Annotated in this window: 24 protein-coding genes, 1 tRNA gene and 1 pseudogene; 12 read left to right on the top strand and 14 right to left on the bottom strand. The window is 62.5% G+C overall.

The annotated features are described in order from the left end of the window. Positions 1–215: 215 nt before the first annotated feature. Positions 216–1,013, top strand: coding sequence for a TrmH family RNA methyltransferase (locus NKH93_RS02005; RefSeq protein ID WP_352502237.1), 798 nt, complete (start codon positions 216–218; stop codon positions 1,011–1,013). A 37-nt stretch (positions 1,014–1,050) separates the two neighbouring features. On the opposite strand, the gene NKH93_RS02000 is transcribed toward NKH93_RS02005, so the two are convergent. Together NKH93_RS02000 and NKH93_RS01995 are read right to left on the bottom strand one after the other, a co-directional pair. Continuing rightward, the gene (locus NKH93_RS02000; RefSeq protein WP_352767289.1) at positions 1,051–2,214 is read right to left on the bottom strand and encodes a coiled-coil domain-containing protein; all 1,164 of its coding nucleotides are present in this window, start codon (positions 2,212–2,214) and stop codon (positions 1,051–1,053) included. Positions 2,215–2,363: 149 nt separating this feature from the next. Continuing rightward, a complete protein-coding gene (locus tag NKH93_RS01995) occupies positions 2,364–2,945 on the bottom strand; it encodes a DUF1134 domain-containing protein (RefSeq protein ID WP_023679557.1) in 582 nt (193 codons plus the stop codon). A 340-nt stretch (positions 2,946–3,285) separates the two neighbouring features. On the opposite strand from NKH93_RS01995, the gene chpT reads away from it, so the two are divergent. Both chpT and NKH93_RS01985 read left to right on the top strand, forming a co-directional pair. Further along, positions 3,286–3,915 carry a histidine phosphotransferase ChpT gene (gene chpT / locus NKH93_RS01990; RefSeq protein WP_352452917.1) on the top strand — a complete coding sequence of 210 codons (630 nt, stop codon included), beginning with the start codon at positions 3,286–3,288 and terminating at the stop codon, positions 3,913–3,915. A gap of 238 nt (positions 3,916–4,153) precedes the next feature. Then, complete coding sequence (locus NKH93_RS01985; protein ID WP_352452918.1) at positions 4,154–4,522, top strand: response regulator; 369 nt, start codon at positions 4,154–4,156, stop codon at positions 4,520–4,522. A 105-nt stretch (positions 4,523–4,627) separates the two neighbouring features. On the opposite strand, the gene ctrA is transcribed toward NKH93_RS01985, so the two are convergent. Further along, positions 4,628–5,323: a response regulator transcription factor CtrA gene (ctrA, locus tag NKH93_RS01980; protein WP_006203583.1), complete on the bottom strand. Its 696-nt coding sequence runs from the start codon at positions 5,321–5,323 to the stop codon at positions 4,628–4,630. Between the two features lie 450 nt (positions 5,324–5,773). On the opposite strand from ctrA, the gene NKH93_RS01975 reads away from it, so the two are divergent. Further along, the gene (locus tag NKH93_RS01975) at positions 5,774–6,151 is read left to right on the top strand and encodes a flagellar export protein FliJ (protein WP_023719275.1); all 378 of its coding nucleotides are present in this window, start codon (positions 5,774–5,776) and stop codon (positions 6,149–6,151) included. A 61-nt stretch (positions 6,152–6,212) separates the two neighbouring features. On the opposite strand, the gene NKH93_RS01970 is transcribed toward NKH93_RS01975, so the two are convergent. Further along, positions 6,213–6,608 (bottom strand): winged helix-turn-helix transcriptional regulator, encoded by a 396-nt coding sequence (locus NKH93_RS01970; protein WP_352683855.1) that lies wholly within the window; start codon positions 6,606–6,608, stop codon positions 6,213–6,215. 93 nt (positions 6,609–6,701) lie between these two features. On the opposite strand from NKH93_RS01970, the gene NKH93_RS01965 reads away from it, so the two are divergent. Further along, positions 6,702–7,628 (top strand): NADP-dependent oxidoreductase, encoded by a 927-nt coding sequence (locus tag NKH93_RS01965; protein ID WP_352849939.1) that lies wholly within the window; start codon positions 6,702–6,704, stop codon positions 7,626–7,628. Between the two features lie 57 nt (positions 7,629–7,685). On the opposite strand, the gene sciP is transcribed toward NKH93_RS01965, so the two are convergent. Beyond that, positions 7,686–7,961 carry a CtrA inhibitor SciP gene (gene sciP / locus NKH93_RS01960; RefSeq protein WP_023679563.1) on the bottom strand — a complete coding sequence of 92 codons (276 nt, stop codon included), beginning with the start codon at positions 7,959–7,961 and terminating at the stop codon, positions 7,686–7,688. 261 nt (positions 7,962–8,222) lie between these two features. Between sciP and mnmA the strand changes: the two genes are divergently transcribed. Then, positions 8,223–9,413 (top strand): tRNA 2-thiouridine(34) synthase MnmA, encoded by a 1,191-nt coding sequence (gene mnmA, locus NKH93_RS01955; RefSeq protein ID WP_352456412.1) that lies wholly within the window; start codon positions 8,223–8,225, stop codon positions 9,411–9,413. A gap of 13 nt (positions 9,414–9,426) precedes the next feature. On the opposite strand, the gene NKH93_RS01950 is transcribed toward mnmA, so the two are convergent. Further along, positions 9,427–10,401, bottom strand: coding sequence for a Gfo/Idh/MocA family protein (locus tag NKH93_RS01950; protein WP_352452922.1), 975 nt, complete (start codon positions 10,399–10,401; stop codon positions 9,427–9,429). A gap of 236 nt (positions 10,402–10,637) precedes the next feature. On the opposite strand from NKH93_RS01950, the gene NKH93_RS01945 reads away from it, so the two are divergent. Further along, a tRNA-Met gene (locus tag NKH93_RS01945) sits at positions 10,638–10,714 on the top strand. Between the two features lie 44 nt (positions 10,715–10,758). Here NKH93_RS01945 and NKH93_RS01940 read toward each other — a convergent pair. From NKH93_RS01940 to NKH93_RS01920, 5 genes and pseudogenes are all read right to left on the bottom strand, one after another. Beyond that, a pseudogene (locus NKH93_RS01940) lies at positions 10,759–10,971 on the bottom strand (transposase); the annotation flags it as partial. Positions 10,972–11,003: 32 nt separating this feature from the next. Beyond that, a complete protein-coding gene (locus NKH93_RS01935) occupies positions 11,004–11,726 on the bottom strand; it encodes a CE1759 family FMN reductase (RefSeq protein WP_352814170.1) in 723 nt (240 codons plus the stop codon). A gap of 37 nt (positions 11,727–11,763) precedes the next feature. Further along, positions 11,764–13,140 carry a CE1758 family FMN-dependent luciferase-like monooxygenase gene (locus tag NKH93_RS01930; protein WP_352918137.1) on the bottom strand — a complete coding sequence of 459 codons (1,377 nt, stop codon included), beginning with the start codon at positions 13,138–13,140 and terminating at the stop codon, positions 11,764–11,766. After that, entirely contained in the window at positions 13,101–13,526 is a 426-nt protein-coding gene (locus tag NKH93_RS01925) for a DoxX family protein (protein WP_352918139.1), read from the bottom strand. Before NKH93_RS01925 ends, NKH93_RS01930 begins: the two co-directional genes overlap by 40 nt. A gap of 145 nt (positions 13,527–13,671) precedes the next feature. Continuing rightward, positions 13,672–14,292 carry an isochorismatase family protein gene (locus NKH93_RS01920; protein WP_352918141.1) on the bottom strand — a complete coding sequence of 207 codons (621 nt, stop codon included), beginning with the start codon at positions 14,290–14,292 and terminating at the stop codon, positions 13,672–13,674. Positions 14,293–14,418: 126 nt separating this feature from the next. Here NKH93_RS01920 and NKH93_RS01915 point away from each other — a divergent pair, with 126 nt between their 5' ends. From NKH93_RS01915 to NKH93_RS01905, 3 genes are all read left to right on the top strand, one after another. Continuing rightward, the gene (locus tag NKH93_RS01915) at positions 14,419–15,285 is read left to right on the top strand and encodes a LysR family transcriptional regulator (RefSeq protein WP_352685390.1); all 867 of its coding nucleotides are present in this window, start codon (positions 14,419–14,421) and stop codon (positions 15,283–15,285) included. Between the two features lie 369 nt (positions 15,286–15,654). Then, on the top strand, positions 15,655–16,683 hold the full coding sequence (locus NKH93_RS01910) for an NADP-dependent oxidoreductase (protein WP_352918143.1): 1,029 nt from the start codon (positions 15,655–15,657) through the stop codon (positions 16,681–16,683). A 32-nt stretch (positions 16,684–16,715) separates the two neighbouring features. Continuing rightward, positions 16,716–17,777: an alkene reductase gene (locus tag NKH93_RS01905; RefSeq protein WP_352469672.1), complete on the top strand. Its 1,062-nt coding sequence runs from the start codon at positions 16,716–16,718 to the stop codon at positions 17,775–17,777. A 128-nt stretch (positions 17,778–17,905) separates the two neighbouring features. Here NKH93_RS01905 and NKH93_RS01900 read toward each other — a convergent pair whose 3' ends face one another. Continuing rightward, positions 17,906–18,799, bottom strand: a complete 894-nt coding sequence (locus NKH93_RS01900; RefSeq protein WP_352918145.1) for a LysR family transcriptional regulator — start codon at positions 18,797–18,799, stop codon at positions 17,906–17,908. 101 nt (positions 18,800–18,900) lie between these two features. Between NKH93_RS01900 and NKH93_RS01895 the strand changes: the two genes are divergently transcribed. Further along, positions 18,901–19,770, top strand: coding sequence for an NmrA/HSCARG family protein (locus NKH93_RS01895; protein ID WP_352469670.1), 870 nt, complete (start codon positions 18,901–18,903; stop codon positions 19,768–19,770). Between the two features lie 194 nt (positions 19,771–19,964). After that, positions 19,965–20,282 (top strand): glutathione S-transferase N-terminal domain-containing protein, encoded by a 318-nt coding sequence (locus NKH93_RS01890; RefSeq protein WP_352817933.1) that lies wholly within the window; start codon positions 19,965–19,967, stop codon positions 20,280–20,282. A 493-nt stretch (positions 20,283–20,775) separates the two neighbouring features. On the opposite strand, the gene NKH93_RS01885 is transcribed toward NKH93_RS01890, so the two are convergent. Both NKH93_RS01885 and NKH93_RS01880 read right to left on the bottom strand, forming a co-directional pair. Next, positions 20,776–21,549 carry an SDR family NAD(P)-dependent oxidoreductase gene (locus tag NKH93_RS01885; protein WP_352817935.1) on the bottom strand — a complete coding sequence of 258 codons (774 nt, stop codon included), beginning with the start codon at positions 21,547–21,549 and terminating at the stop codon, positions 20,776–20,778. Next, positions 21,546–22,343 carry an SDR family oxidoreductase gene (locus tag NKH93_RS01880; protein ID WP_352918147.1) on the bottom strand — a complete coding sequence of 266 codons (798 nt, stop codon included), beginning with the start codon at positions 22,341–22,343 and terminating at the stop codon, positions 21,546–21,548. Before NKH93_RS01880 ends, NKH93_RS01885 begins: the two co-directional genes overlap by 4 nt. Positions 22,344–22,346 lie beyond the last annotated feature (3 nt).

The raw sequence follows: 22,346 nt of genomic DNA, 5'->3' as shown, positions 1-22,346 counted from the left end.
TTGGCCGAAGTGCCGTGCCGCGGGAATCAATATCTCCATGCCGCCAGGAGGCCAGGCAAGGCGTCTCGGCCCGGCGCCTTGTGATTGGATTTGACCGTTAGAACGGCGTGCATCCATTTGGACGCTGAGATACGGTCAGAGCTTCGGATCCGGCATCATGCCTTCCGAAGCCGAATCCCGATTCGCGGCCGACGCCAAGATCCGCCGAGGAAGCCATGAATCCGATCCGCATAGACGACCCGCAGGATCCTCGCGTCGCCGCCTATCTCGACATCCGGGAACGCGATCTTGCCGGCCGGCAGGGCCGTTTCGTCGCCGAAGGCAAGGTGGTGCTCGACACGCTGCTTGCCGCCCGTCGCTTCGAGGCAGAATCGGTGCTGGTGCTCGAGAACCGGCTGGCCGGCCTCGATGACGTCCTGCGCAAGGCGCCTGCCGGGCTTCCGATCTATGTCGCATCCGGCGAAGTCATGGACAGGATTGCCGGATTCCACATGCATCGCGGCATATTGGCGATCGGCCGCAAGGGCGCGGCCGTCTCCGCTGAAGCTTTGCTCGGCGCACTGCCCGCCCGCGCGCTGATCGTGGTGCTGGTCGGCATCGCCAATCATGACAATATGGGATCGATCTTCCGCAATGCCGCCGCCTTTGGCGCGGATGCCGCGCTTCTCGATCCGACCTGCTGCGATCCGTTGTACCGCAAGGCAATCCGCGTCTCGGTGGGCGCGGCCTTGAAAGTCCCCTTCGCCTGCTTTGCCGATACCGCCGGCTGCACCGCAATGCTCGACCGGCAAGGCTTCAGCCAATTCGCCTTGTCGCCGCGCGGGCAGATCGACATTCGCGATGCCAAGAGAAACGAGCGGCTGGCGCTCTATCTCGGCACCGAGGGCGAAGGCCTGCCGGAAAGCCTGCTTGCCCGCCTGCAGACTCTGCGGATCGGTATGGCGCAGGGCTTCGACAGCCTGAACGTCGCCGCCGCATCAGCCATCGCGCTGCATCATTTTTCCGGAGCCTAATTTAGAGCCGGGGCGTCCCGCTCGCGCTTGTGGAATCTTAGTCGGTCGAAGCGGCCTTCTGCAGCGCCCGCACCCGATCGGCAAGGCTGCGTCCGCCGCTCCCCGGCCGCGTATCCTCAGGCGCTGCAAGCGCCCGGGCGATCGGCGAATCCGGCCCGTCGAGCTTTGCCGTCAAGGCCACGACTTGCGCCGCCAGATCGTTCATCTCTTCGCGCAATGCCGCGCTGGCGCTGCCGGTATCGTCTCCGGTCCGCGATTTCGACGTTTCGACGGCAGCAAGATCTGTCTTCAGCCGTCTGTTCTCGCGTGCCAGCGACGTCAGCCTGGCCTCCAGCCGCTCGCGGTCGGCGTCGAGCTTGGCGGTTGTCTGTTCGATGTCGCCGTTGGCGGCCACATTGACCTGGGTGCCTGGCACGCCGGCAAGACCCACCGCAGGCGCCCTTTCAGCGCCTTTCGGCTTTTCGCGAAGGCGCACCAGTTCCTTCTCGCGGCGCTCGAGCCTGTCCTCGCGATCGGCCAGCGAGGCGAGCAGGCGTTCGACCTTCTTTTCCAGGTCGCCGGTTCTTTTCTTCTCGGCCTTCAGCGCGTCCCGCAAAACCTTGCTTTCGGCTGCCAATTCCTGGCTGCGCCTGTCCGCCTCCTTGCGCTGGCCGCGCAGCAGCGAAATGTCGCTTGCCAACTTCTGCAGCTCGGATTCGCGCGCCACCAGCTCGATCTGCCTGCTGCTGGATGAAAAACTGGCGTCGTCATACATGTGCTCCAGTTTCCGCAGTTCGAGCCCGCGCTTTTCGAGGGCGCGCTCGGTCTCCGCAAGCCGTTCCGACAGCTGCTGCAGTTGCTCATCGCGCTTGCGAAGCTCCTCGCCGCTGGCTGTAAGATCGGCGACGACCCGGTTCTTGTCCTGTCGCTCGGCCGCCAATTCCTTCAGGGCTTCGCGGTCGCGGCCGATCTCGACCAGCTGTTCGGCGGCTTTCTCGCGCAATGACTTGACGGTCATTTCAAGCCGGCGCACCGAAACCGCGAACTCGGCGCGAATGCGATCCTTGTCCGCCTGGATCTCGGCCAGCGTCAACGGCATCGAGCCCTCGACGCGCTTGCGCGTCAGCGCCACCGCCCGCCGCCACACGGCCGGAGCAATCATCAGCGCCAGGAAGCCGGCGCAGAGAAAGCCGAGAACAAAGAACAGGATCGACTGGACCAAGATGACTATCCGTTGTGCATGGCAACCGCCAAAGGTCGACTTTGCCATCTTCGCATGACGGAAATCCGGCGCCACGGCAAGAGTATGCCGCGGCAAAGCTCAGACCGTGGGATCACAGCTCCAATCGCAGTGGCGCCATCATGCAGGTGTCAGAACGGATTCCAGGTCGCGCGCTGGGTGAGCTTGAGGTAGCCGAGATTGACGCCGAGACGGGCGCCGACGCCGGTACGGATCGGCACGAGCAGCACATTGTTGTTCTTCAGCACGTTGAAGCCGACGCCGGCGACGACATAGGCGGAGCCGGCGACGCCGCCAAAACGATTATAGAGGCTGCTCACATCGTCGAGATTGTAGACCAGCATCATGACGCGCGAGCCCTCGCCGCCGAAATCCCAGCCGAGCGAAGGGCCTTGCCAGAACACTTTGTGGTCGCCGGCATTCTTGGTGTAGAGCGTGCCTTCGCCATAGGTCAGGCCACCGATCAGCGCCCCGGACCCCTCTTCGCCGAGCAGATAGCCGTTCGGCAGGCCATAGGTGGCGAAAATCTTCTCGACGACGGTGGCGAGCCCGCCCGATGTAGCGCCGAAGAATTTATGACCGGAATCGACGATCTCCTGCGCGGTGTATTCCTGCGCCCGCGCCGCCGATGCCGAAAAGGCGACAAGGCCGATGAGCGCGATCGTCATTGAGATGACACGGAAAAAAGTCCGGTCGTAGAATCGGGAAACCATGCTTCCAATCTCCGTCAGGGAGCACTTTCGCCGACGCCTCGCACCCGTACGGCTCTTTGGCGGCCGTTAAGGATGACTGTTAGGGGCAAACTATGCCGTAATCCTTTTTCAACCATTAAACTCCCACATGAAGATGGCGGTTCGAAGGCTGTTTTCACATCGCCCGCGCAGCACCCTGCTGCGTGAACACGCCATTTTCGACAATCATGATTTCGGATTTGTTGCTGCACGCACAAGCGCTGTGTATTCAGAATGCTTGGGAGAGAGCGTGATTCGTGTGGACAGGCGTGATCATGATCGCCCGGTCATTGTGTTGTGAAATTTGCAGGGATTTTTGCCGATGGCCGAGCTTTTCACCCTTTCCGCACCCGATCTGGCAGCGCTGCTGTGCAGCCGGGTCTGCCACGACATCATTTCGCCGGTCGGCGCCATAAACAACGGGCTTGAGCTGCTCGACGAAGGCGGCGCCGACGAAGACGCCATGAAGCTGATCCGCCAAAGCGCCAAAAACGCCTCCGCCCGCCTGCAATTCGCCCGCATCGCCTTCGGCGCCGCCGGTTCCGCCGGCATGCTGATCGACACCGGGGACGCCGAGGCCGTGGCCATCGCCTTCCTGAAGAACGAGAAGCCGGAACTGATCTGGAACGGAACCCGCGCACTGTTGCCCAAGAACAAGGTCAAGCTGCTGCTCAATCTCATCCTCGTCGCTAACGCCGCCATTCCGCGCGGCGGCAGGCTGGTGGTCACGCTGGAGAACCTCGAGACCGAGCCGCGCTTTGCGCTCGCGGCGAGCGGCCCGATGCTCCGCGTGCCGCCCAAATTCCTGGAATTGCATTCCGGCCACAGGCCGGAAGAGCCGATCGACGCGCATTCGGTGCAGCCCTATTACACGCTGCTCCTGGCCCGCGAAGCCAACATGACGATTTCGATCCATGCGACCGCCGACGAGATCGTCCTTTCCGCAGCCTGAAGTTCTCCTAAAGAGCGGGGAAAGTATTTTTCTCAAGTCATATTTGCGGCGTTGTCCTAACATCTGTGGGCGGGCTTGCGGATTGATTGCGTGAAGCATTGCGAAAGAAGATTTCACTTAAAACACCTTCAGGAAAATTTTACCTAACGGCTTTTCGGCTTCTTTACCAGATCGGCCTATGTTCCCCGGCAGATGCCACGACGCTGCCGGTTCGCCGCATGGCAAAGAGGGTCCCGGAATGAAACGCTGCATGTTCGTCGACAATTCGAGCGTCATCAGGAAGGTCGCAAGGCGTATCCTGGGCGGTTCCGGCATGATGGTGATCGAAGCCGCCAGCGGCCACGAGGCGATCGAGATGTGCGCGGCCGACATGCCTGATATCATCGTCGTCGACGGCGCCTTGCCGGACATGCAGGCGCAGGACCTCATCCGCCGCCTGCGCGCCATGGAAAGCCCGGTATTGCCGCAGGTTTTGATTTCGCTGGTCGAGGTCGATGTCGGGGCGATCATGCGGGCAAAACGAGCCGGCGCCCAGGGCTACCTGCTGAAGCCGTTCAACCGGCCGCAACTGCTCGAGTGCTTCCGCGCCTTGAAGATTGCCGCCTGATCAGAGCTGTTCCATTCCGACGAAAATCGGATCGGCTCTATCTTGTTGTTTTGCCGGGTTCTTTTCCGAAAAAATCGGCGCCCACCTTGGGATCACGCCCCTAGTTCAGGCGCTGACGCGGATATCTTCGGGCTCACGCAGCACATAGCCGCGGCCCCAGACGGTCTCGATGTAATTCTGCCCGCCAGACGCGGCGTCAAGCTTCTTGCGCAGCTTGCAGATGAAGACGTCGATGATCTTCAGTTCTGGCTCATCCATGCCGCCATAGAGATGGTTAAGGAACATTTCCTTGGTCAGCGTGGTGCCCTTGCGCAGCGAGAGCAGTTCCAGCATCTGATATTCCTTGCCGGTCAGATGCACGCGCTGGCCACCGACCTCAACGGTCTTGGCATCGAGATTGACCACCAGGTCGCCGGTGGTGATGACCGACTGGGCGTGGCCCTTGGAACGCCGCACGATGGCATGGATGCGGGCGACCAGTTCGTCCTTGTGAAAGGGCTTAGTCATGTAATCGTCGGCGCCGAAGCCGAGGCCGCGCACCTTGTCCTCGATGCCGGCCATGCCGGAGAGGATGAGGATCGGCGTCTTCACCTTGGACAGGCGAAGTGTTCTCAAAACTTCATAGCCCGACATGTCGGGGAGATTGAGGTCGAGGAGAATGATGTCGTAATCGTAAAGCTTGCCTAGATCGACGCCCTCTTCGCCAAGGTCGGTCGTATAGACATTGAAACTTTCCGATTTCAGCATCAGCTCGATGCTTTGTGCGGTTGCACTGTCGTCTTCTATCAGCAGAACGCGCATTTCATTCCCCTTTTCTGCTGCCGGACCATTTCACGACCCGTCCAGGACCGGAGCAGTGATTGCCTGAGCAGAGGCTGCCATCGAATGGTTAATAAAACCTAATTCCCCGTCCATGACGGTATCAGATTTTTTAACCCCTTTCTACACCTTGTTGAATCCAATAACGAATCACAGACCCAAACCGTTAATGCAGCACATTAATAAGCCAGACTAAGCGACTCTTCGGACTCGTTGGCCGGGTTTCCCGACGAGAAGCAGAATTTTTACCCGCCCTTAAGTCCTGAGCCGTATGATTAACAATGCCCGTAAACGAATGGTTACCGCCGGCAAAAAACTTTAGGAGTTTGTTTCCCATAGTTCGGGGAAAGCCGGTGGAAACGGGTCAAGCCTGGGCCTTGCCGGGTGAATTGGACGATATGTGCAGGTGTGCGTTTCCGGGAGTACCGAATCATGAAGTCACGTGAAAACCTCGTTCGGCTGAAGCAATTTCAGGTGAGCGAGAAGCGGCGGCAGCTGCTGCAGCTCGACATGATGATCGCCGAATTCGAGCGCATGGCCGTCGAGCTGGAACTTCAGATTGCTGCCGAAGAGAAGAAGGCCGGCATCACCGACATCAATCACTTTGCTTATCCGACCTTCGCCAAGGCGGCACGTCTGCGCCGCGACAACCTTAGAAATTCGCAAAGCGACCTCGCCCAGCAGCGAAATGTCGCCGAATCATTGCTGAGCGAAGCCGAAGCGGAGCTTTCCAAGGCCGAGATGCTGGAATCGCGCGACACCAAGGCGCGCGACACGGAAGCCGGCGGCCGCAGCGCCATGATCGGCTGAAAACAAGACTCTAACGCGCGTCGCGCTTGTGCGCTATTGCTGCGCACCGACTGTGCCCGCCTCAGGCATCCAGATCTACTTGCTGTTCCGCCGCCCGTGCGCGCGCATTTTTGATGTCGGGCACATGCTGCTCCGACCAGGCTCTGATCTGATTGAGCAGTCCTGCCAGGTTCTGGCCAAGTTCGGTCAGCTCATATTCGACACGCGGCGGAATGACCGGGAAAACCTCGCGCCGCACAAGCCCGTCGCGTTCCAGGATACGCAGCGTCTGCGTCAGCATTTTCGGCGTGATGCCTTCGAGCTTGCGCGCCAATTCGCCGTTGCGGAGCCGGCCCCGGCGCAGCGCACAGATCACCAGGTAGACCCATTTGCTGGCGAGCGTCTCGAGCACGGCGTGTGACGGGCACGACCGCCGAAAGGCGTCATAGCCAAAAGGGGAAACATCTTCACTATCCATGAGGTGTGTATATATCAACAAGGTACATACTAGACAAGAGAAAATAACTATCCAAATGATAGTGGCACATCAAAACCAGCAGGAGAGCCTTCCATGCGTGCCATTATCCAGAATTCCTTCGGCGGACCCGATGTCCTCGTCATTGCCGATCGCCCCGCGCCATCACCCGAAGCCGGCGAAGTGCTCGTCCGCATCGAAGCGGCCGGCATCAATCCGGTCGATGGTGCGGTGCGCGGCGGCCACTATCCGCTGCTTGGCGAGCCGCCTTTTGTCCTTGGCTGGGATGTTTCGGGGACTGTCGAGGCGCTGGGCTCCGGCGTCTCCGGCCTCAAGGTCGGCGATGCCGTGTTCGGCATGCCGCGCTTTCCCAAACAGGCGGCAGCCTACGCCGAACTCGCCGCTGTCCCGGCTGATGAGCTTGCGCCGAAACCTGAAGGCATAGATCACGCGCAAGCCGCCGCGCTGCCGCTGGCCGGCCTGACGGCCTGGCAAGGCCTTGTCCGCCATGGCCGGCTCGATTCTGCCAAGCGCGTGCTGATCCACGCCGGAGCCGGCGGCGTCGGCCACCTGGCGGTGCAGATCGCCAAGGCGCACAGCGCTTACGTCGTCGCGACCGCCAGCCCGGAAAAGCTCGATTTCGTCCGCTCGCTCGGCGCCGACGAGGTGATCGACTACACAAGGGATGATTTCACCGCGAAGGCCCGCGACATCGATCTGGTTCTGGACCCGTTCGGCGGCGTGCATGCGGAGCAATCACTGAAAGTGCTCACTGCCGGCGGCGTTCTGGTGTCGCTGCTCGATGTCAGCGATGCCACCAAGGCAAAGGCCAGGACGCGAGGCATCCACGTCGAGCGCATGTCCGTAGTGCCCGACCGTGCCGCTCTGGTGGAGCTCGGCAAATTGATCGACGCGAAAAAGCTGGCCGTCCACGTGGCAAAGGCGTTTCCCCTCGAACAGGCCGGTGCCGCCCATGCCTTTCTCGCCACCAGGCCGATCGGCAAGGTGGTGCTGACGGTCTGAAATTGCAGATCGTCGCCCCTCGCAGACGTAAGGGCGCTGATCAGCGCCCTTATCGGCCTAATGCCGGTATTGCTGGATGCGCGTGGTGCGCAGGCCGGCAAGGCCGTATTCGTCGATCGACGCTTGCCAGGACAGGAATTCCTCGGTGGTGAGCTTGTAGCGCTGGCATGCCTCTTCGAGGCTCAAAAGCCCGCCACGCACCGCCGCCACCACTTCCGCCTTGCGCCGGATAACCCAGCGACGTGTGTTCGTCGGCGGCAGATCGGCGATGGTAAGTGGGCTGCCGTCCGGCCCGATAACATATTTGACTCGCGGTCTAATTAGATCGGTCATCGTACTCTCTACAAAAAACTCAAAGACCCAATCCCCACCACATTACCGCCACAGCTTTAAAATTTGCCTAAGCAGACCCTAATGGTTAGGTAAGGATCATGAACGCGGCGTTAGCCTTTTCATCGGCATTTGAAACATCTGCCGGCAAGCGCATTGAACCCGGCAGGAAAAATGAGCCGGCCCGGCAAAGCTGGCGCAGCCGAGACGCTTGACCTATATTCCGGCCATTGGCATTGAAGCGCCGCGCAGAACGAAAGAACCATGAACAGCCTCGATCTTCCCGGACGCCCCGAAAACACCCGCGTCGTCGTCGCCATGTCGGGCGGTGTCGATTCGTCGGTCGTTGCCGGCCTCCTGAAGCGCGAGGGCTACGACGTCGTCGGTGTCACGCTGCAGCTTTATGACCACGGCGCGGCAACGCACCGGGCCGGCTCATGCTGCGCCGGCCAGGACATCGACGATGCCCGCCGCGTCTCCGAGACGCTCGCCATCCCGCATTACGTCCTCGATTACGAGGAGCGCTTCCGCAAGGCGGTGATCGACCCGTTCGCCGAGAGCTATGTCGCCGGCGAAACGCCGATCCCTTGCGTTTCCTGCAATCAGACGGTGAAATTCGCCGACCTTCTTGCGACCGCCAAGGAACTCGGCGCCGACGCGCTGGCGACCGGCCACTACATCCGTTCCGGCGCCAATGGCGCCCACCGCGCGCTTTACCGGCCGGTCGACGCCGACCGCGACCAGAGCTACTTCCTGTTCGCCACCACCCAGGCACAGATCGACTATCTGCGTTTTCCGCTCGGCGGCCTGTCGAAGCCTGAGGTTCGCGCCATCGCCGAGGAGATGGGACTGACGGTTGCGGCCAAGCAGGACAGCCAGGACATCTGCTTCGTGCCGCAGGGCAAGTATTCCGACATCATCGCCAAGCTGAAGCCGGCTGCCGCCAATCCAGGCGACATCGTCCATATAGACGGGCGCGTGCTTGGCCGCCACGAGGGCATTTTGCGCTACACCGTCGGTCAGCGCCGCGGCATCGGCATCGCCTCGGGCGAGCCGCTCTACGTCGTTCATCTCGACGCCGACCGGGCCCGCGTCGTCGTCGGCCCTCGCGAGGCGCTGGAGACCCACAAGATCTTCTTGCGCAACATGAACTGGCTGGGCGATGGCCCGCTGACCGCTATCCCGGCGGCCGGGCTTGAGCTTTTCGCCAAGGTGCGCTCGACGCGGCCGCCGCGCCCGGCCGTGCTGCATCACCGCGCCGGTGTCACTTCGGTGGAACTGGTCGACGGCGAATCCGGCATCGCGCCCGGTCAGGCTTGCGTGCTCTATTCCGACGATGGCAACGAGGCGCGCGTGTTCGGCGGCGGCTTCATCGAGCGCTCCGAGCGCGGCGCCGAGGCCGAGGCGATGCTGACGCGGCTTGCCGTCCAGCCGGCGCGGGTTCCCGCCGAATAGACGGCGTTTTCTCTTAGGGCCTTGTATGGGCGGGCCTTGTATGGGCGACGGTGCCGGCGGTCAGGATGCGCAGCACGCGGATGGCCTCCTCGCCGCTGGTGCGCGGTTCGGCCCGCGTCTCGATGCAGTGGATGAAATGCTCCAGCTCGCGCGTCAGCGGCATGCCTTCACCGACCGCGACATAGGACGGCTCGTTGGCGGTGAACGCCCATTGGCCGCTGTCCTGCCACACCGCGTGGCGATAGACGGCAAGCTTGCGCTCCCACGGCTCGACATCGTCGAACACCGCCATCGCCTTGGTGCCGACAACGGTCAGCCGCCGTTCGCGGTAAGGGTTGAGCCGCGAGGCGAACAGATGGCCGCGCAGGCCGTTGGGAAAGCGCATGTGCAGATGCGCAAAGTCGCTGAGATTGTCGAGAAGAGCAGCGCCTTCGCCGCGCACTTCGACCGGTTCGGTGCCGGTGATGGCCAGGATCATCGACAGATCGTGCGGCGCCAGATCCCATAGCGCGTCGTTTTCGGTGTGGAACTTGCCGAGGCCGAGCCGATGCGAATGGATGTAGCGGACTTCGCCGAGTTCGCCATTGTCGATCAGCGCCTTCAGCGTCTCGAAGGCGGGATGAAAGCGCAGCACGTGGCCGACCATGAAGACACGGCCATTATCGGCGGCCGCCTGCACCGAGCGTTCGGCATCGGCCACCGTCAGCGCGATCGGCTTCTCCACCAGCACGTCCTTGCCGCCGAGCACGGCGCGCACCGCCATGTCGGCATGGAACTGCGGCGGCAGCGCCATGACAATGGCGTCGACATCGTCGCGGGCAAACAGCGCCTCCGGCTCTATCGCAAGGCAATCCTGCTCGCTGGCAAAACCCTCCGCACGCGCGGGGTTGACGTCCGAAACCGCATGCAGCGCGCCGAGCGCCTTTAGGGTGCGGATGTGGTTGCTGCCCCAGTATCCGCAACCGAGGACTGCAATGCGCGGTTTCATCAATTCATGACCATGACTTTCGTGGCCGAGACATAGCGACGTGCCTCGCTGAACTCAACCCCGGCCTGTGCGCCCAAATGTCTGCCCGGCAAAGCTTTCGGGGCCAGCAATATGCCGGCGCGGCAGCCACTTCGATGCTTGACAGGCTTGGCCTCGCAACCTTATATCCGCGCGACCTTGGCGAACGCGCCGATATGCCTGCCGATTTAAGCTGGATTTCGGGCCTTCGCCGCCCTGGCGGGGTAGCTCAGTTGGTTAGAGCACGGGAATCATAATCCTGGGGTCGGGGGTTCAAGTCCCTCTCCCGCTACCATAACTACCTTTGTCCAACCCGGAGACATAGGTAACAGATTGTACCTAAGACATGGGTGACAACCTCGTGCCGAACGGGTTGTCGATGGTCTGCAAGGTCCTCTGTTCCAAGTCGATATACCCGAGATCGTAATGCATGAAGCTGACGAGCCAAATGCCGTCGTCGACCTCCTTGATTCCCAGCCTCTGACCGGCGAGCACGGTCGAGACGTTGATCTTCTTCCTGTGCATGCAGATGCGGCCGCAAGCGGTAACTAGGCCAAAGGATTGGGCAAGGAAATTCAGCTCCCTCAGCCTCTGACGATCATCCGCTCTACAGCCGTCCCTCCTGCGGCCAGCTTCATCAGATCGGTGTCGAAATTGACATCGGCAGCGCTGCGCTCCGCGCGCGCCGCATTGCCTGCGAACTGGTGTTGATAGCCTTTCCATGCCGCGTCCGCGATGGATCGGCTGGTGCCACTCAACAGGAACTGGGTGAGCTCGGTAGCAGCTCGATCGATGCGACCGCCGAGCTCCGGCGACCCCCAATCTTCCGGGGCAGCAAAGATCGACGTCGGCACGGGAAAAGTGCGCAGAAACGCGAAAAGTGGGCGCATCTGCGCGTCCGCGACCATCGCATGGCGGGCGGTGCCGGCCGTCGCGGCGAGGATCACCGGTTTGGCAATGAGCAAGTCGTTGTCGAGGATATCGATGAACGACTTGAACAGCCCGCTGACACCGGCCTTGTAGACTGGCGTGGCGGCAACGACGGCATCCGCGCCGGCAAGCGTTTCGATTACGGACTGCACCTTGGCCTCGGGAAATCCGGCCACCACGGCACGCGCAATATCGACTGCAAGCGGAGCCAGGTCGATGACGCTAAGGACGGCGGTCTTTCCCGTACCAGTGATACGTTCGATGCTCTTCTGTGCGATGCGGTCAGCCAGCATCCGCGTTGTCGAGGGATCGTTTACGCCTGCGTTCACCACGACGAGCCGTATGGGCTCGTTAACGCACTCGATCGCCTTCGTCATCACTCGAATCCTTTCCTGAATGTACCCGCCAGTCGACCTACAGCTCCGCGGGTGGAACGTCGGCTTTGCCGGACCGGGCGGCCTGCCCCGCGACCAGCGGGGCGCGCGCTGTAACGTTTTCGTCAGTATCGTGATACGGCCGGACATCCGTCAGGTTGTCTCCGCGATTGGCGTTCGGACGCGGCTGGCGCGGCGGCTGGTCTCCATACTTGACCTCCACCAAGCTCCGGTGCGTCGGGGCTATGGCGGCGCCCGGCGAGCGTCGCGCCGCCATCTCCTTGCGGAGCACGGGCACCACCTCGGTGCCCAGCAGCTCGACCTGCTCGAGAGCCATCTCGAGCGGCAATCCCATGGCGTCGAGAACCCACAGCTGCCGCTGGTAGTCGCCGAAGGCTTCCCTGAAAGTCAGCGTCCTGTCGATGACCTCCTGCGGGCTGCCAACACTGAGCGGCGTATCGCGCGAATATTCTTCCAGCTGATAGGTCTTTCCGTAAATGGGGCTGCCTTCGAAATAGGGCCGGAATCGGTCGAATGCGTCCTGCGAGCGCTTCGCGATGAAGGCATAGCCACCAAGCCCGACGACGGCCTGCTCCTTGGTGCCGTGTCCGTGATGCTCGAACCGCTCGCGGTAGAAGTTCACCAGCGGCAGGAAGTGCAAGTTGGGCGCAAGGATGTTGTTGGCGAAATAGCCGTTCCCGTAAAAAGCCGCCTGCTCGGCGATCTCCGGAGTGCGGATCGAGCCGTGCCAGACAAAGGGAGGAACATCGTCGAGCGGACGCGGGATCGACGTGAAGCCTTGCAGCGGGGTCCGGAATTTGCCTTGCCAATCGACAACGTCCTCGCGCCACAGCTTGTGGAGCAGATTGTAGTTCTCGAGCGCCAGTGCGACGCCGTCACGCATGTCCTGCCCAAACCAGGGATAGACCGGCACTGTATTCCCGCGGCCGAGCATCAGGTCCATCCGCCCCTTCGAGAGATGCTGCAGCATCGCGTAGTCTTCCGCGATCTTCACCGGGTCATTGGTCGTGATGAGCGTCACGGCGGTGCTGAGGATGATGCGCTGCGTCTGCGCGGCGATATGGGCGAGCAGAGTCGTCGGCGAGGACGAGAAAAAGGGTGGGTTGTGGTGCTCGCCGATGGCGAAGACATCGAGCCCGACCTCGTCCGCCCGCTTCGCGATCTTGACGATCGCATCGATCCGCTGCGCCTCGCTCGGCGTGACGCCTGTGATCGGGTTGCGCGTGACGTCGCTGACAGAGAAGATTCCGAATTGCATTTTGAAGCTCCAGGGGCTCGATGTCGGTAGATGTCTGCATCGACGGGTCGTGATCCGCGAGTGGCGGGCCGGCCTACCCTCTTCGTGACTCGCCATGCTCAGCGAGCCGGGATCTTGGCTTTCCGCAGCCGGGCCCAAGCAATGAACAAGGACAAGGCGAGCAGCGTCAGGTTGATGGGCAGCATCCTGGCCGTCTCGCCGAGCAGCGCATGCGTGATGATCGCCCCCACCTGTATGAGTGAAAGCCCGACAGCCGCCAGCGGCGTCAGCCAGGGCTTGATCCGCGTCGCGGCCGGCAGGATGAGACCGACAGCGCCCAGCACTTCGAGAGTGCCGATCAGCCGTGTGACGGCTTCCGGTACATGGGTGACGAAGCTCATGCTCGCGGCGAGCGCGTCGATGGGCTGTGTCAGTTTCGCGCCACCGGCTGCCAGATAGAGGAGAGCCAGGAGCGCCTGTGCGATCCACAGCGCCAGGCTCCAACGATTGATGGGGCCGCGAACGGCGCCGGTTTGAGTGTTCATTTTGATCGTCCTTTTCGAAAATAGGGAAATTGGCGGCGGGAGAGCCGACTATGCGGGGCTCGTCGGTGCTGCCGGTGGAACAGGCGGGAAAAATCGGCCCTGTCAGAGGCTTCCCCGCCGCTCCAACCGTGCTCGGCCTGGCGCTTCAGGCGGCCTTTGCGGCCCGACCCTGCAGCTTCGCAAGCTCCTCGTAATACCAGTACACCAGCGCGCGGGCCTTGTCGGCCACCGGCCCCGCCCAGTCGCGGAAGAGTTCGGTAACGACAGCCAAGGCCGTACTGGGGACCGCCCCGGCATGAGTGAGCCGCTGGATCGCCGTGCTGTGGGCAAGCTGCGACCGACCGCCGACGGCGTCGACCGGGAAAGCCACGTCATGGCCGTCCTTGAGCGCATCGATGACCGGGAAAGCAAGGCAGATCTCGGTCCAGAGGGCGCCGATGATCAGCCGTTTGCGGCCGGTCTTCTCGACCGCGGCGCGAAAGGCCGGATCTTCCCACGAGTTCATTGTCGAGCGATCGATCACCTCGATTCCGGGCAGTTCGGCGAGGATCGCCGGAACCGTGGGGCCGTTGACACCCATGTTCGCACCGACCGTCGAGAGAATAATGGGCATGTCGAAAGCCCGTGCAGCCCTGATCAGTAGCCGCACGTTGAGCTCGACCAGGTTGGCCGGCGTTTCGGATCGGATCTGGCTGAACATTTCCGGCTGGTAGTCGATCAGCACCAGCGCAGATTCTTCGTATTTCCACACGTCTTGCACGCTCATCTATTTCTCCATGGGGTTGATCCGGCGCGGCTATGCCGGATGAACTGACCCACAAAGGATGGCGTTCCTTGTCGGCTTAAGATAGCCTTCGGTTTTGCGATTGATTGTTGCTGAAAGCGGAACGCTATGGAGATTGAGGACGTCAGGACTTTCGTGGAGATCGCGGAGGGGCGAGGCATATCGCCTGCCGCGCGGCGGCTGGGCGTCGCAAAATCCGTCGTCAGCCGCCGACTGGCTCGGCTGGAGGAAACGCTCGGAAGCCAGTTGCTCTCTCGCACGACTCGCGGCGCCGCCTTGACGGAGGCCGGCGCGACGTTCCGCGACCACGCCACTCGCATCCTCGGCGAGTTCGAGGCGGCACAGGATGCGATAGCACCCGATGGCGCGGTGCGCGGGCTTCTGCGTATCGCCGCGCCCCTGTCTGGCGGGCCGAGGCTTGTCGCCCCGGTTCTTGCCGAACTCGCTCGACGCCATCCCTTGCTGCATGTTCATGCAGCCTACAGCGATCGTTTCGTGGATCTGATTTCCGAGGGCTTCGACGCGGGAATCAGGGCGGGATTTCTGCCTGACTCGAGCCTGATCGCCAGACGCATTCGGCCCATATCCGGGATGCTTGTCGCCAGCCCCGCCTATATCGCCGGGCATGGGGCACCGCAAACGCTTGGCCAACTGGCGGATCACGAGTGCCTGTTGCAGGGGACCGAAGCATGGCGGTTCGTCGAAGGAGGCAAAACGATCGCGGTCCATCCTCACGGTCGTTTCAAGGCGGATAACGGCGAAGCGCTCCTTTCGGCGGCGCTGGCCGGACTCGGCGTGGCGGCCCTGCCGGATTTCCTGATCGAGCCCCACATCGCCTCCGGTGCGCTCATCCCCCTGCTTGCCGACCACACGGTGGTCGCGGCAGGGCTTTATGTGGTGCGTCCTCCCGGCGACTTCCCGCCACGCAAAGTCAGAGCGCTGATCGACATCATGCTCGAATATCACGCCGGCTGAGGACGGGCGCCCGACGGCCAATGGAGATCGGCGGCTGTGCACTCTGCGGACCCGGCCGAAGGCTATGGTTAGTATTCGATCGAGACACTGGCAGAACTCGCCTTCAAGCGGCTCAAGAGCGGCATGGGCACCCATAAGCTTCCTGCACGCGATGAGCGGCTCGTCCGAAGCTGGCTCATGGCCCATCTGATCCTGGCGCTGATGATCGACGAGCCCGATCACGCGCCGCTACAAGGTCGCCGTCGGCCGACCGCTTTTCCGCCTGGCCGAAAAGCACCGTACGGATAAGGCCACAAATACGAAATTGGAGACGCCGGAAGGCCATTAGGTGTCTCTCCAGCGAGACAGACTGTCTTATTTCGATGACTTATGGCGCGGATTTCGAACGCATACCTTCTGCCAAGAAGGAGAACCTACATGATCCAATCCGCTGATCTCAAGCGCGGGGCCTCCACATCCGAACCGCTTGCCCCCGGCCGAGCCTTACGTCTTCAAGCCTATGGCGGCCCCGAATCGCTGACAGTCGATAGCGTATCCGCGCCCGAGCCGGGTCCGGGCGAGGTCTTGGTGTCGGTCAAGGCCGCCGCGGTAAACGGTATCGACTGGAAAATCCGTGAAGGCTACCTCCGCGAGCGCTTCAAGCTGACCCTGCCCGCGACACTTGGCATCGAAATGGCCGGCGTCGTGCTTCGGACCGGCCCCGGCGTCACAGGCGTGAAGCCCGGGGATCGGGTTATGGCCGCCATCGGTGGCGTCGGAGCCTACGCCGACCATCTGGTCATCAACGCCGAGAAGCTCGTCCTGACGCCGGCATCACTGTCCGACGTGGAGGCGGCGGCCATTCCGGTCGCGGCGATGACAGCCTGGCATGTCATTCAGGCGGCGGATTTCGACCTCTCCGGACGGCGGGTGCTGATCCATGGCGCAGCCGGCGGCGTGGGCGGCTTTGCCGTCCAGTTCGCCAAGGCGGCCAGAGCGACGGTCTTTGCCACGGCCTCGACCAATAGCCTGCCACATGTCCGGGCGCTCGGCGCGGACGAGGTGATCGACTATCGGCAGCAGAACTTCGAGCTGCTTGCGCGCGACATCGATTTCGTCGTCGACCTCGTCGGTGGTGAGGTCGTGAACCGCTCCTGGGCAGTCCTGTCGCCCGATGGCCTTCTCGTAAGCATCGCCGCCACGGACCTCGCATCACGTACGCCGCCAGGCCGCCGCGGCGTCTTTTTATCGAACAAACCTGATACCGCGCGCCTGACCGCGATCGCCCAGCAGGTCGCCGTCGGCGCCCTGCGATCGACGATCGCCGACGTGGTGGGCTTCGATGATTTGGCTTCCGCAATCGAGCGCAATCGCACCGGCCACGCACCCGGCAAGATCGTCGCTGATTTCACCCGCTGATCACCAAGTTTTCAACTTTCAAGGAGTTTATCATGACGACTATCTGGAGTCCGGTCCGCGTGGGCCAAATGGACCTGCCCCACCGCCTGGCCTTGGCCCCGATGACTCGCAGCCGTGCCGAGTTCAACGGCGTACCGGGCGAGCACGCCGCTGAATACTACGCCCAGCGCGCCTCCCTTGGCCTGCTGATAACCGAGGGTGTGCAACCCTCGGCCGATGGCCAGGGCTATTTCGCGACGCCGGGGATCCACGCACCCGAACATGTCGCCGGCTGGCGCAAGGTCACCGATGCGGTTCACGCAAAAGGCGCGAAGATCTTCCTGCAGCTCATGCATGTCGGCCGCATGTCGCACCCGGACAACACGCCGCATCACCGTCAGCCCGTCGCCCCATCGGCCGTCGCGCCCGGTGAGCAGATGTTCACTGCGAGCGGCATGCAGCCGATCCCCGAGCCGCGCGCGCTGACGACCGAGGAAGTCGCCGCCACGGTGCAGGACTTTCGGCGGGCCGCGCGGCTGGCTATCGATGCCGGCGCCGACGGCGTCGAGATTCACGGCGCCAACGGCTATATCGTCCATCAGTTCTTTGCGCCGAACGCCAATCACCGGACCGACGCCTATGGCGGGCCGATCGCTAACCGCATTCGGTTCGCCGTCGAAGTGGCGCAGGCTGTCGCCGATGAGATCGGCGCCGATCGCACCGCTATCCGCCTTTCGCCAGGCCTGCCTTTGGGCGGGCTTGATGAAGGTCCGGAGAGTCCTGCGCTCTATCGCGAACTGGTCGCCGCGCTGGCACCACTGAAGCTGGCCTATCTCCATCTGATGTATGGCGGGGGCGACGAGTTCCTCGCCGACATCCGCCGTGCGTGGCCCACGACCCTGATGGTGCTGCGGCTTGGCCGCACACGCGAAGCCCTGGACCAGGACATCGTCTCGGGCCAGGCAGACATGACCTCGATCGGCCGTTGGGCTTTGGCCAATCCCGACTTCGTCGAGCGTCTGCGGTTGGGCGCGCCCGTCAACGAGCCCGATCCATCCACCTTCTATGGCGGTGGCGCGGCCGGCTACACGGACTATCCGCGGCTTGCGGGCTGATGCGTCGGCTGCTGTAGTTCATCGGACTGCAGCAGCCACCTTCTGGCGGTCGTCGCTTGCGTTATTGGATCAAGCTGGCCCGCGACGTGGGTGATGGCGTTGGCCGACAGAAGGTAACCGTGGCGGCTTCAAATCCGAATGAACGCTGCCAATTCGTCGGGAGTTCCTTTTGGGAACGCTCCTCTCAGATGGTCGAGAAAGGCGGAAACGCGGGCATTCAACAGGCGCCGCGACGGGTAGAGCGTCCACAGGGCCGTATCCGGACCATCCACGTCCCCCCAATGCACCAATGTGCCGGCGGCCAGATCATGACTCACGAGCGATACCGGCAACCGTGCCGCACCCACGCCCATGACGACCGCATCGCGAACCATGATGAGCGACGACAGGCTGAGCACCGGGGTGAACGCGATCGTCGTCGGCCCCGTGTCCGGTTTGATATTCCACAACGAGAGTCCTCTGTCCGAGCTCCGCACGACAGCGGGAGCGGCGTCTCCGTCTCGCGGTCTCGCCACTTGCGGGCTCGCCACGATCACAAGCCGATCACGCATGAAGACCCGTCCCACCAGGCTTTCATCGGAACGCGGATTGACGCGAATGGCCAGGTCATACCCTTCTTCGACCATGTCGACTGCACGGTCTTCGGTCGTGACTTCAAGGATAACGTCGGGATATTTGAGCGAGAAGCCTGCCGCCAGCTTACCCATCGCAAGTTGAGAGAAGAGCAACGGTGCACTGATCCGCAAATTTCCACGCGGTTCCCGGTCTCCCGACGCAATCGCTGCGGCCGTCTCCTCCACTTCCGTCAGCAAGCGACTGGTTCGCTCATGCAGGTCCTTTCCCTCCTGCGTGAGCTTCAGGGTACGCGCCCCGCGCTCGAACAAGCGTAGGCCCAAGCTATTCTCCAGTTCTGCGGCGCGCCGCGAGAGCGTCGCCTTGGGGCGCCCTGTGGCGCGCGCGGCTCGCCCGAATCCACCATGACGTGCAACCAGATTGAAGTCGGCTAGGGCGAGCAGGTCCATGTGTTCCACCAGTGAGACAGGGTGTCTACAAATGGCAGCTTCCGGTGCGGTTGTGGACTCCTAAATAGCGCTAACGATCTGATAAAAGCAGGAGTGACCACATGACTATCCTCGTCACCGGTGCAACCGGAACCGTCGGCCGCAATGTCGTCGATCAGCTCATCAAGCGCGGCGCTAATGTGCGCGCGCTCGTCCGCGATCCCTCGAAGGCCAATTTACCAGCCGCCGTTGCCCTCGCCGAAGGCGATCTGCTTGACGTCGATGCGCTGCGCACGGCCTTCTCGGGCGTGTCCACCCTGTTCTTGCTCAACGCCGTGGTGCCCGACGAGTTTACCCAGGCGCTGATCGCCCTCAATCTGGCCCATGAGGCCGGGATCAAGCGGATCGTCTATCTGTCCGTGCTTCACAGCGACATCTACGTGAACGTGCCGCATTTCGCCGGTAAGTTCAGTGTCGAACGCATGCTGGAGCAGCTGGGCTTCAACGCCACCATCCTGCGGCCTGCATACTTCATCAACAACGACTATTCGGTGAAGGACGTGGTGCTCGGTCACGGTGTCTATCCGATGCCGATCGGTGACAAAGGCATCGCGATGGTCGACGCGCGCGATCTCGGTGAGATCGCAGCCATCGAGCTGGTTCGCCGTGAGCAGGCAAGCGAGCCGCTTCCTCTCAAGCGGATCAATGTCGTTGGTCCCGACACGCTGACCGGTGCCGATGTCGCCGCCATCTGGTCGAATGTTCTTGGGCGGACGATCCACTATGGCGGCGACGATACCGCTGGGTTCGAGCAAAACCTCCGAAATTACGCACCGAGCTGGATGGCGCTCGACATGCGTCTCATGGCCGAGCGCTTCCTTGTGGTTGGCATGGTCCCTGAGGCAGGGGATGTTGATCGATTGACCGGCATGCTGGGTCGCCCGCTGCGCTCCTATCGCGACTTCGCAGCGGAAATCGCTGTTTTGGCTTGATCTTTCCGCATGTCTGAATATCGGCCTGCCGGTGCGCTTGCAACGCCGGCGGCCGAACGGGGTCATGCGGCGGCATATTCGAGCGCGCATAGCCGCCCCACGGCCAACCCGCAGTGCATCCGGCAAAAGGCATTTGCCATGACCAATACCGTGTTCAAGCCCTCGTCTACCTGCTCCATGGCTGCCCGTTCTGCATGAAGGTTCGCGTGTTCCTGCTTGAGGCGAGACTGCTCGACCAGGTCGACATCCGGCTGGTCGAACAGGGCAGCAAAGAGAAGTGCCAGATCACAGAGAAGCTCGCCGCGCACCTGCCCAAGGTCGGCTTTCCAACTGTCGAGCTAACGCCGGGACAGTATATGACGGAATCCGACGAGATCATCGCCTGGTTTGCCAAGGGCGCCGCCATCGACATCGCGACGCTGCCGACCTTCCAGGATTATGTCGGCGGTATTTTCAAGGACCACATCAGCCTGTACCGCGAGAACATGCGGCTCAAGCAGCAGGCGGTCTGAGAGCCGGTTCGAAACTGGGTGTTTGACACCGGACCTTGATGGTGCAGTCTCTTCGCCAGTGGGAGAAGCGCTTTGGGTCGGGTTCACCACGGGAGCGTACTTGTTCACCTATGTGGGCGTCCGGAAGGCAGTCCGCGGCAATATTGTCGGATATGCTTTCTGTTCAGATGCCTCGATTACCGCGGAAGGCAAAGCGAAACGCGCGTTGTGCATGTATTCGCACGGCAATCCGCGCGACCATATCGACCATTCCTGCCATCGCCGCGCGTTCTGAGTGTTTATGAACGCGGGTGTAAAGCAAGTCCTGGCCTGTTCGACCGTTGGCGCCATCGTGGCTGCCTGAATTGCAGCCAAAAGCGCGGCGGGGCAAATCAACGCGGTCTTCCCTATCTGAATGTCGGTAGAGGCAGCAGCGTGAGACAAGTGGCGCCGCTTATCAGAGCGCCGGTATCCTGGCCATTCGCCTGTGACAAGCCTCACTGGTCAGGTCGCATCACACTGCCCTGTTTTGCGTTGGTGCACGGCCGCCGCCGTCGGCGACGAGCACAGCACCGGTGACGAAGGAGGCGGCATCGGAAGCCAGGAACAGACAGCAGTTGGCGATCTCAGACGGTTCGGCGACACGCCTGAGCGCAATACGGCCGGTGAGCGCGGTGAACTCCTCGTCGGGCGTCGAGCCGTTGGCCGCTGCCGCCACTTCCATTTCGTAGACGCTCATCGGCGTGCGCACCCAGCCAGGCGCCAACGCGTTGGCGCGGATGCCGTCGGGGCCATGTGCAAAGGCGAGCGAGCGGGTGTAGGAGACGAGTGCTGCCTTGCTGGCCGAATAGGCGGCATTTTGGCCGCTGGCGTTGAAGGCGCCGACGGAGGCGATGTTGACGATCGCGCCGCCGCGCTTTTTCATGAGCGGCAGTGCGGCGCGGCAGACCATCATGGCGCCCGTCACATTGACCGCAAAGCTGCGCGCCCAGGTCTCATCGCTCAGGCTCTCCGGCTCGTCGAGGATCATCACTCCGGCGGCGTTTACGACGATATCAAGACACCCGCCGCAGGCGTCGATAGCACGTGCGACATCGCCTGCGCTGGTGATGTCGCCGAGCACGGCGGCACCGTCGCTCGCCTTGACGGCGCCGTCCAGTCCCTCACCGCCGAGGCCGAAGGCGATGACTTCGGCGCCGTGCCGGCCGAACAATTCGGCAGTGGCGCGGCCCATTCCGGTGGCAGCACCGGTGATCAGCGCCTTGCGGCCTTCGAGGCATCGGCTCATGTCAGCCCCCAATGGCGCTCGACGGCGAAGCCGGTTTCCGGCAACGTTGAGCCGCCGTCGACGACGATCGTCTGGCCGGTGGTGTATTTGGCCTGCTCCGAGGCGAGATAGAGCATGGCATAGGCAATGTCGTCCGCCTCGCCGAGATGGCCAACGGGTATGTGTTGGCCGAGGCGCCCGGCGACTTCCGGCGCGCTCATCGTGCCCCTACCCGGCTTGGCTATGAAGCCCGGCTCGACACCGTTGACGGTAATGCCGTCGCGCGCGAATTCGAAGGCGGCACCCCGAATGAAGGCGTTGACGCCGGCCTTGGCGGCCGAGTAATGCGCGCCGCCGGCCATCGCCAAGCGCGCCGACACTGAAGAGGTGACAAGGATGCGGCCGAAGCCGTTCTTGCGCATCACCGGAATTGCTGCCTGCGCCAGCCAGAAGCAAGGCTTGAGGTTAAGCGCCAGCGCTTCATCGAGCTTGTCCTCGTCAAGATCCTCAATCGAGGCCCAGGGACAGCCGCCGGCATTGTGGACGACGATGTCGAGCCGGCTCGCCTGACGTACGATGTCGCCGACCAGTGCGTGCAGCCTGGCGCGGTCGAGCCCAGCAAGCGGAACCGCACGCACATCAAGCTTGCGGGCGGACAATTCGGAGGCCAGCGCTTTTGCCATATCGAACGTTCGATTGGCGATGACGACACTAGCACCGGCCACGGCGAAGCGGGTCACGATCGCAGCACCGATGCCGCGTCCGCCGCCGGTCACCAGCGCCACCTTGCCGCTGAGATCGAATGGTTTCGCCATCGC

The sequence above is a fragment of the Mesorhizobium sp. M0954 genome, from assembly GCF_040319155.1.
Lineage (GTDB): Bacteria > Pseudomonadota > Alphaproteobacteria > Rhizobiales > Rhizobiaceae > Mesorhizobium.
Note: the sequence above shows the minus strand (reverse complement) of the source record. Positions and strands in the feature narration are given on the sequence as shown.

Coding starts and splice junctions, on each gene's coding strand:
- NKH93_RS01880 (WP_352918147.1), bottom strand. CDS start 22,343: ATGGCGAAACCATTCGATCTCAGCGGCAAGGTGGCGCTGGTGACCGGC.
- NKH93_RS01985 (WP_352452918.1), top strand. CDS start 4,154: ATGAAACGCTGCATGTTCGTCGACAATTCGAGCGTCATCAGGAAGGTC.
- NKH93_RS01970 (WP_352683855.1), bottom strand. CDS start 6,608: ATGGATAGTGAAGATGTTTCCCCTTTTGGCTATGACGCCTTTCGGCGG.
- NKH93_RS01905 (WP_352469672.1), top strand. CDS start 16,716: ATGACGACTATCTGGAGTCCGGTCCGCGTGGGCCAAATGGACCTGCCC.
- NKH93_RS01910 (WP_352918143.1), top strand. CDS start 15,655: ATGGCGCGGATTTCGAACGCATACCTTCTGCCAAGAAGGAGAACCTAC.
- NKH93_RS01900 (WP_352918145.1), bottom strand. CDS start 18,799: ATGGACCTGCTCGCCCTAGCCGACTTCAATCTGGTTGCACGTCATGGT.
- NKH93_RS01935 (WP_352814170.1), bottom strand. CDS start 11,726: ATGACGAAGGCGATCGAGTGCGTTAACGAGCCCATACGGCTCGTCGTG.
- NKH93_RS01925 (WP_352918139.1), bottom strand. CDS start 13,526: ATGAACACTCAAACCGGCGCCGTTCGCGGCCCCATCAATCGTTGGAGC.
- NKH93_RS02005 (WP_352502237.1), top strand. CDS start 216: ATGAATCCGATCCGCATAGACGACCCGCAGGATCCTCGCGTCGCCGCC.
- NKH93_RS01890 (WP_352817933.1), top strand. CDS start 19,965: ATGAAGGTTCGCGTGTTCCTGCTTGAGGCGAGACTGCTCGACCAGGTC.
- sciP (WP_023679563.1), bottom strand. CDS start 7,961: ATGACCGATCTAATTAGACCGCGAGTCAAATATGTTATCGGGCCGGAC.
- mnmA (WP_352456412.1), top strand. CDS start 8,223: ATGAACAGCCTCGATCTTCCCGGACGCCCCGAAAACACCCGCGTCGTC.
- NKH93_RS01995 (WP_023679557.1), bottom strand. CDS start 2,945: ATGGTTTCCCGATTCTACGACCGGACTTTTTTCCGTGTCATCTCAATG.
- NKH93_RS01915 (WP_352685390.1), top strand. CDS start 14,419: ATGGAGATTGAGGACGTCAGGACTTTCGTGGAGATCGCGGAGGGGCGA.
- NKH93_RS01965 (WP_352849939.1), top strand. CDS start 6,702: ATGCGTGCCATTATCCAGAATTCCTTCGGCGGACCCGATGTCCTCGTC.
- chpT (WP_352452917.1), top strand. CDS start 3,286: ATGGCCGAGCTTTTCACCCTTTCCGCACCCGATCTGGCAGCGCTGCTG.
- NKH93_RS01950 (WP_352452922.1), bottom strand. CDS start 10,401: ATGAAACCGCGCATTGCAGTCCTCGGTTGCGGATACTGGGGCAGCAAC.
- NKH93_RS01920 (WP_352918141.1), bottom strand. CDS start 14,292: ATGAGCGTGCAAGACGTGTGGAAATACGAAGAATCTGCGCTGGTGCTG.
- NKH93_RS01895 (WP_352469670.1), top strand. CDS start 18,901: ATGACTATCCTCGTCACCGGTGCAACCGGAACCGTCGGCCGCAATGTC.
- NKH93_RS01885 (WP_352817935.1), bottom strand. CDS start 21,549: ATGAGCCGATGCCTCGAAGGCCGCAAGGCGCTGATCACCGGTGCTGCC.
- NKH93_RS01975 (WP_023719275.1), top strand. CDS start 5,774: ATGAAGTCACGTGAAAACCTCGTTCGGCTGAAGCAATTTCAGGTGAGC.
- ctrA (WP_006203583.1), bottom strand. CDS start 5,323: ATGCGCGTTCTGCTGATAGAAGACGACAGTGCAACCGCACAAAGCATC.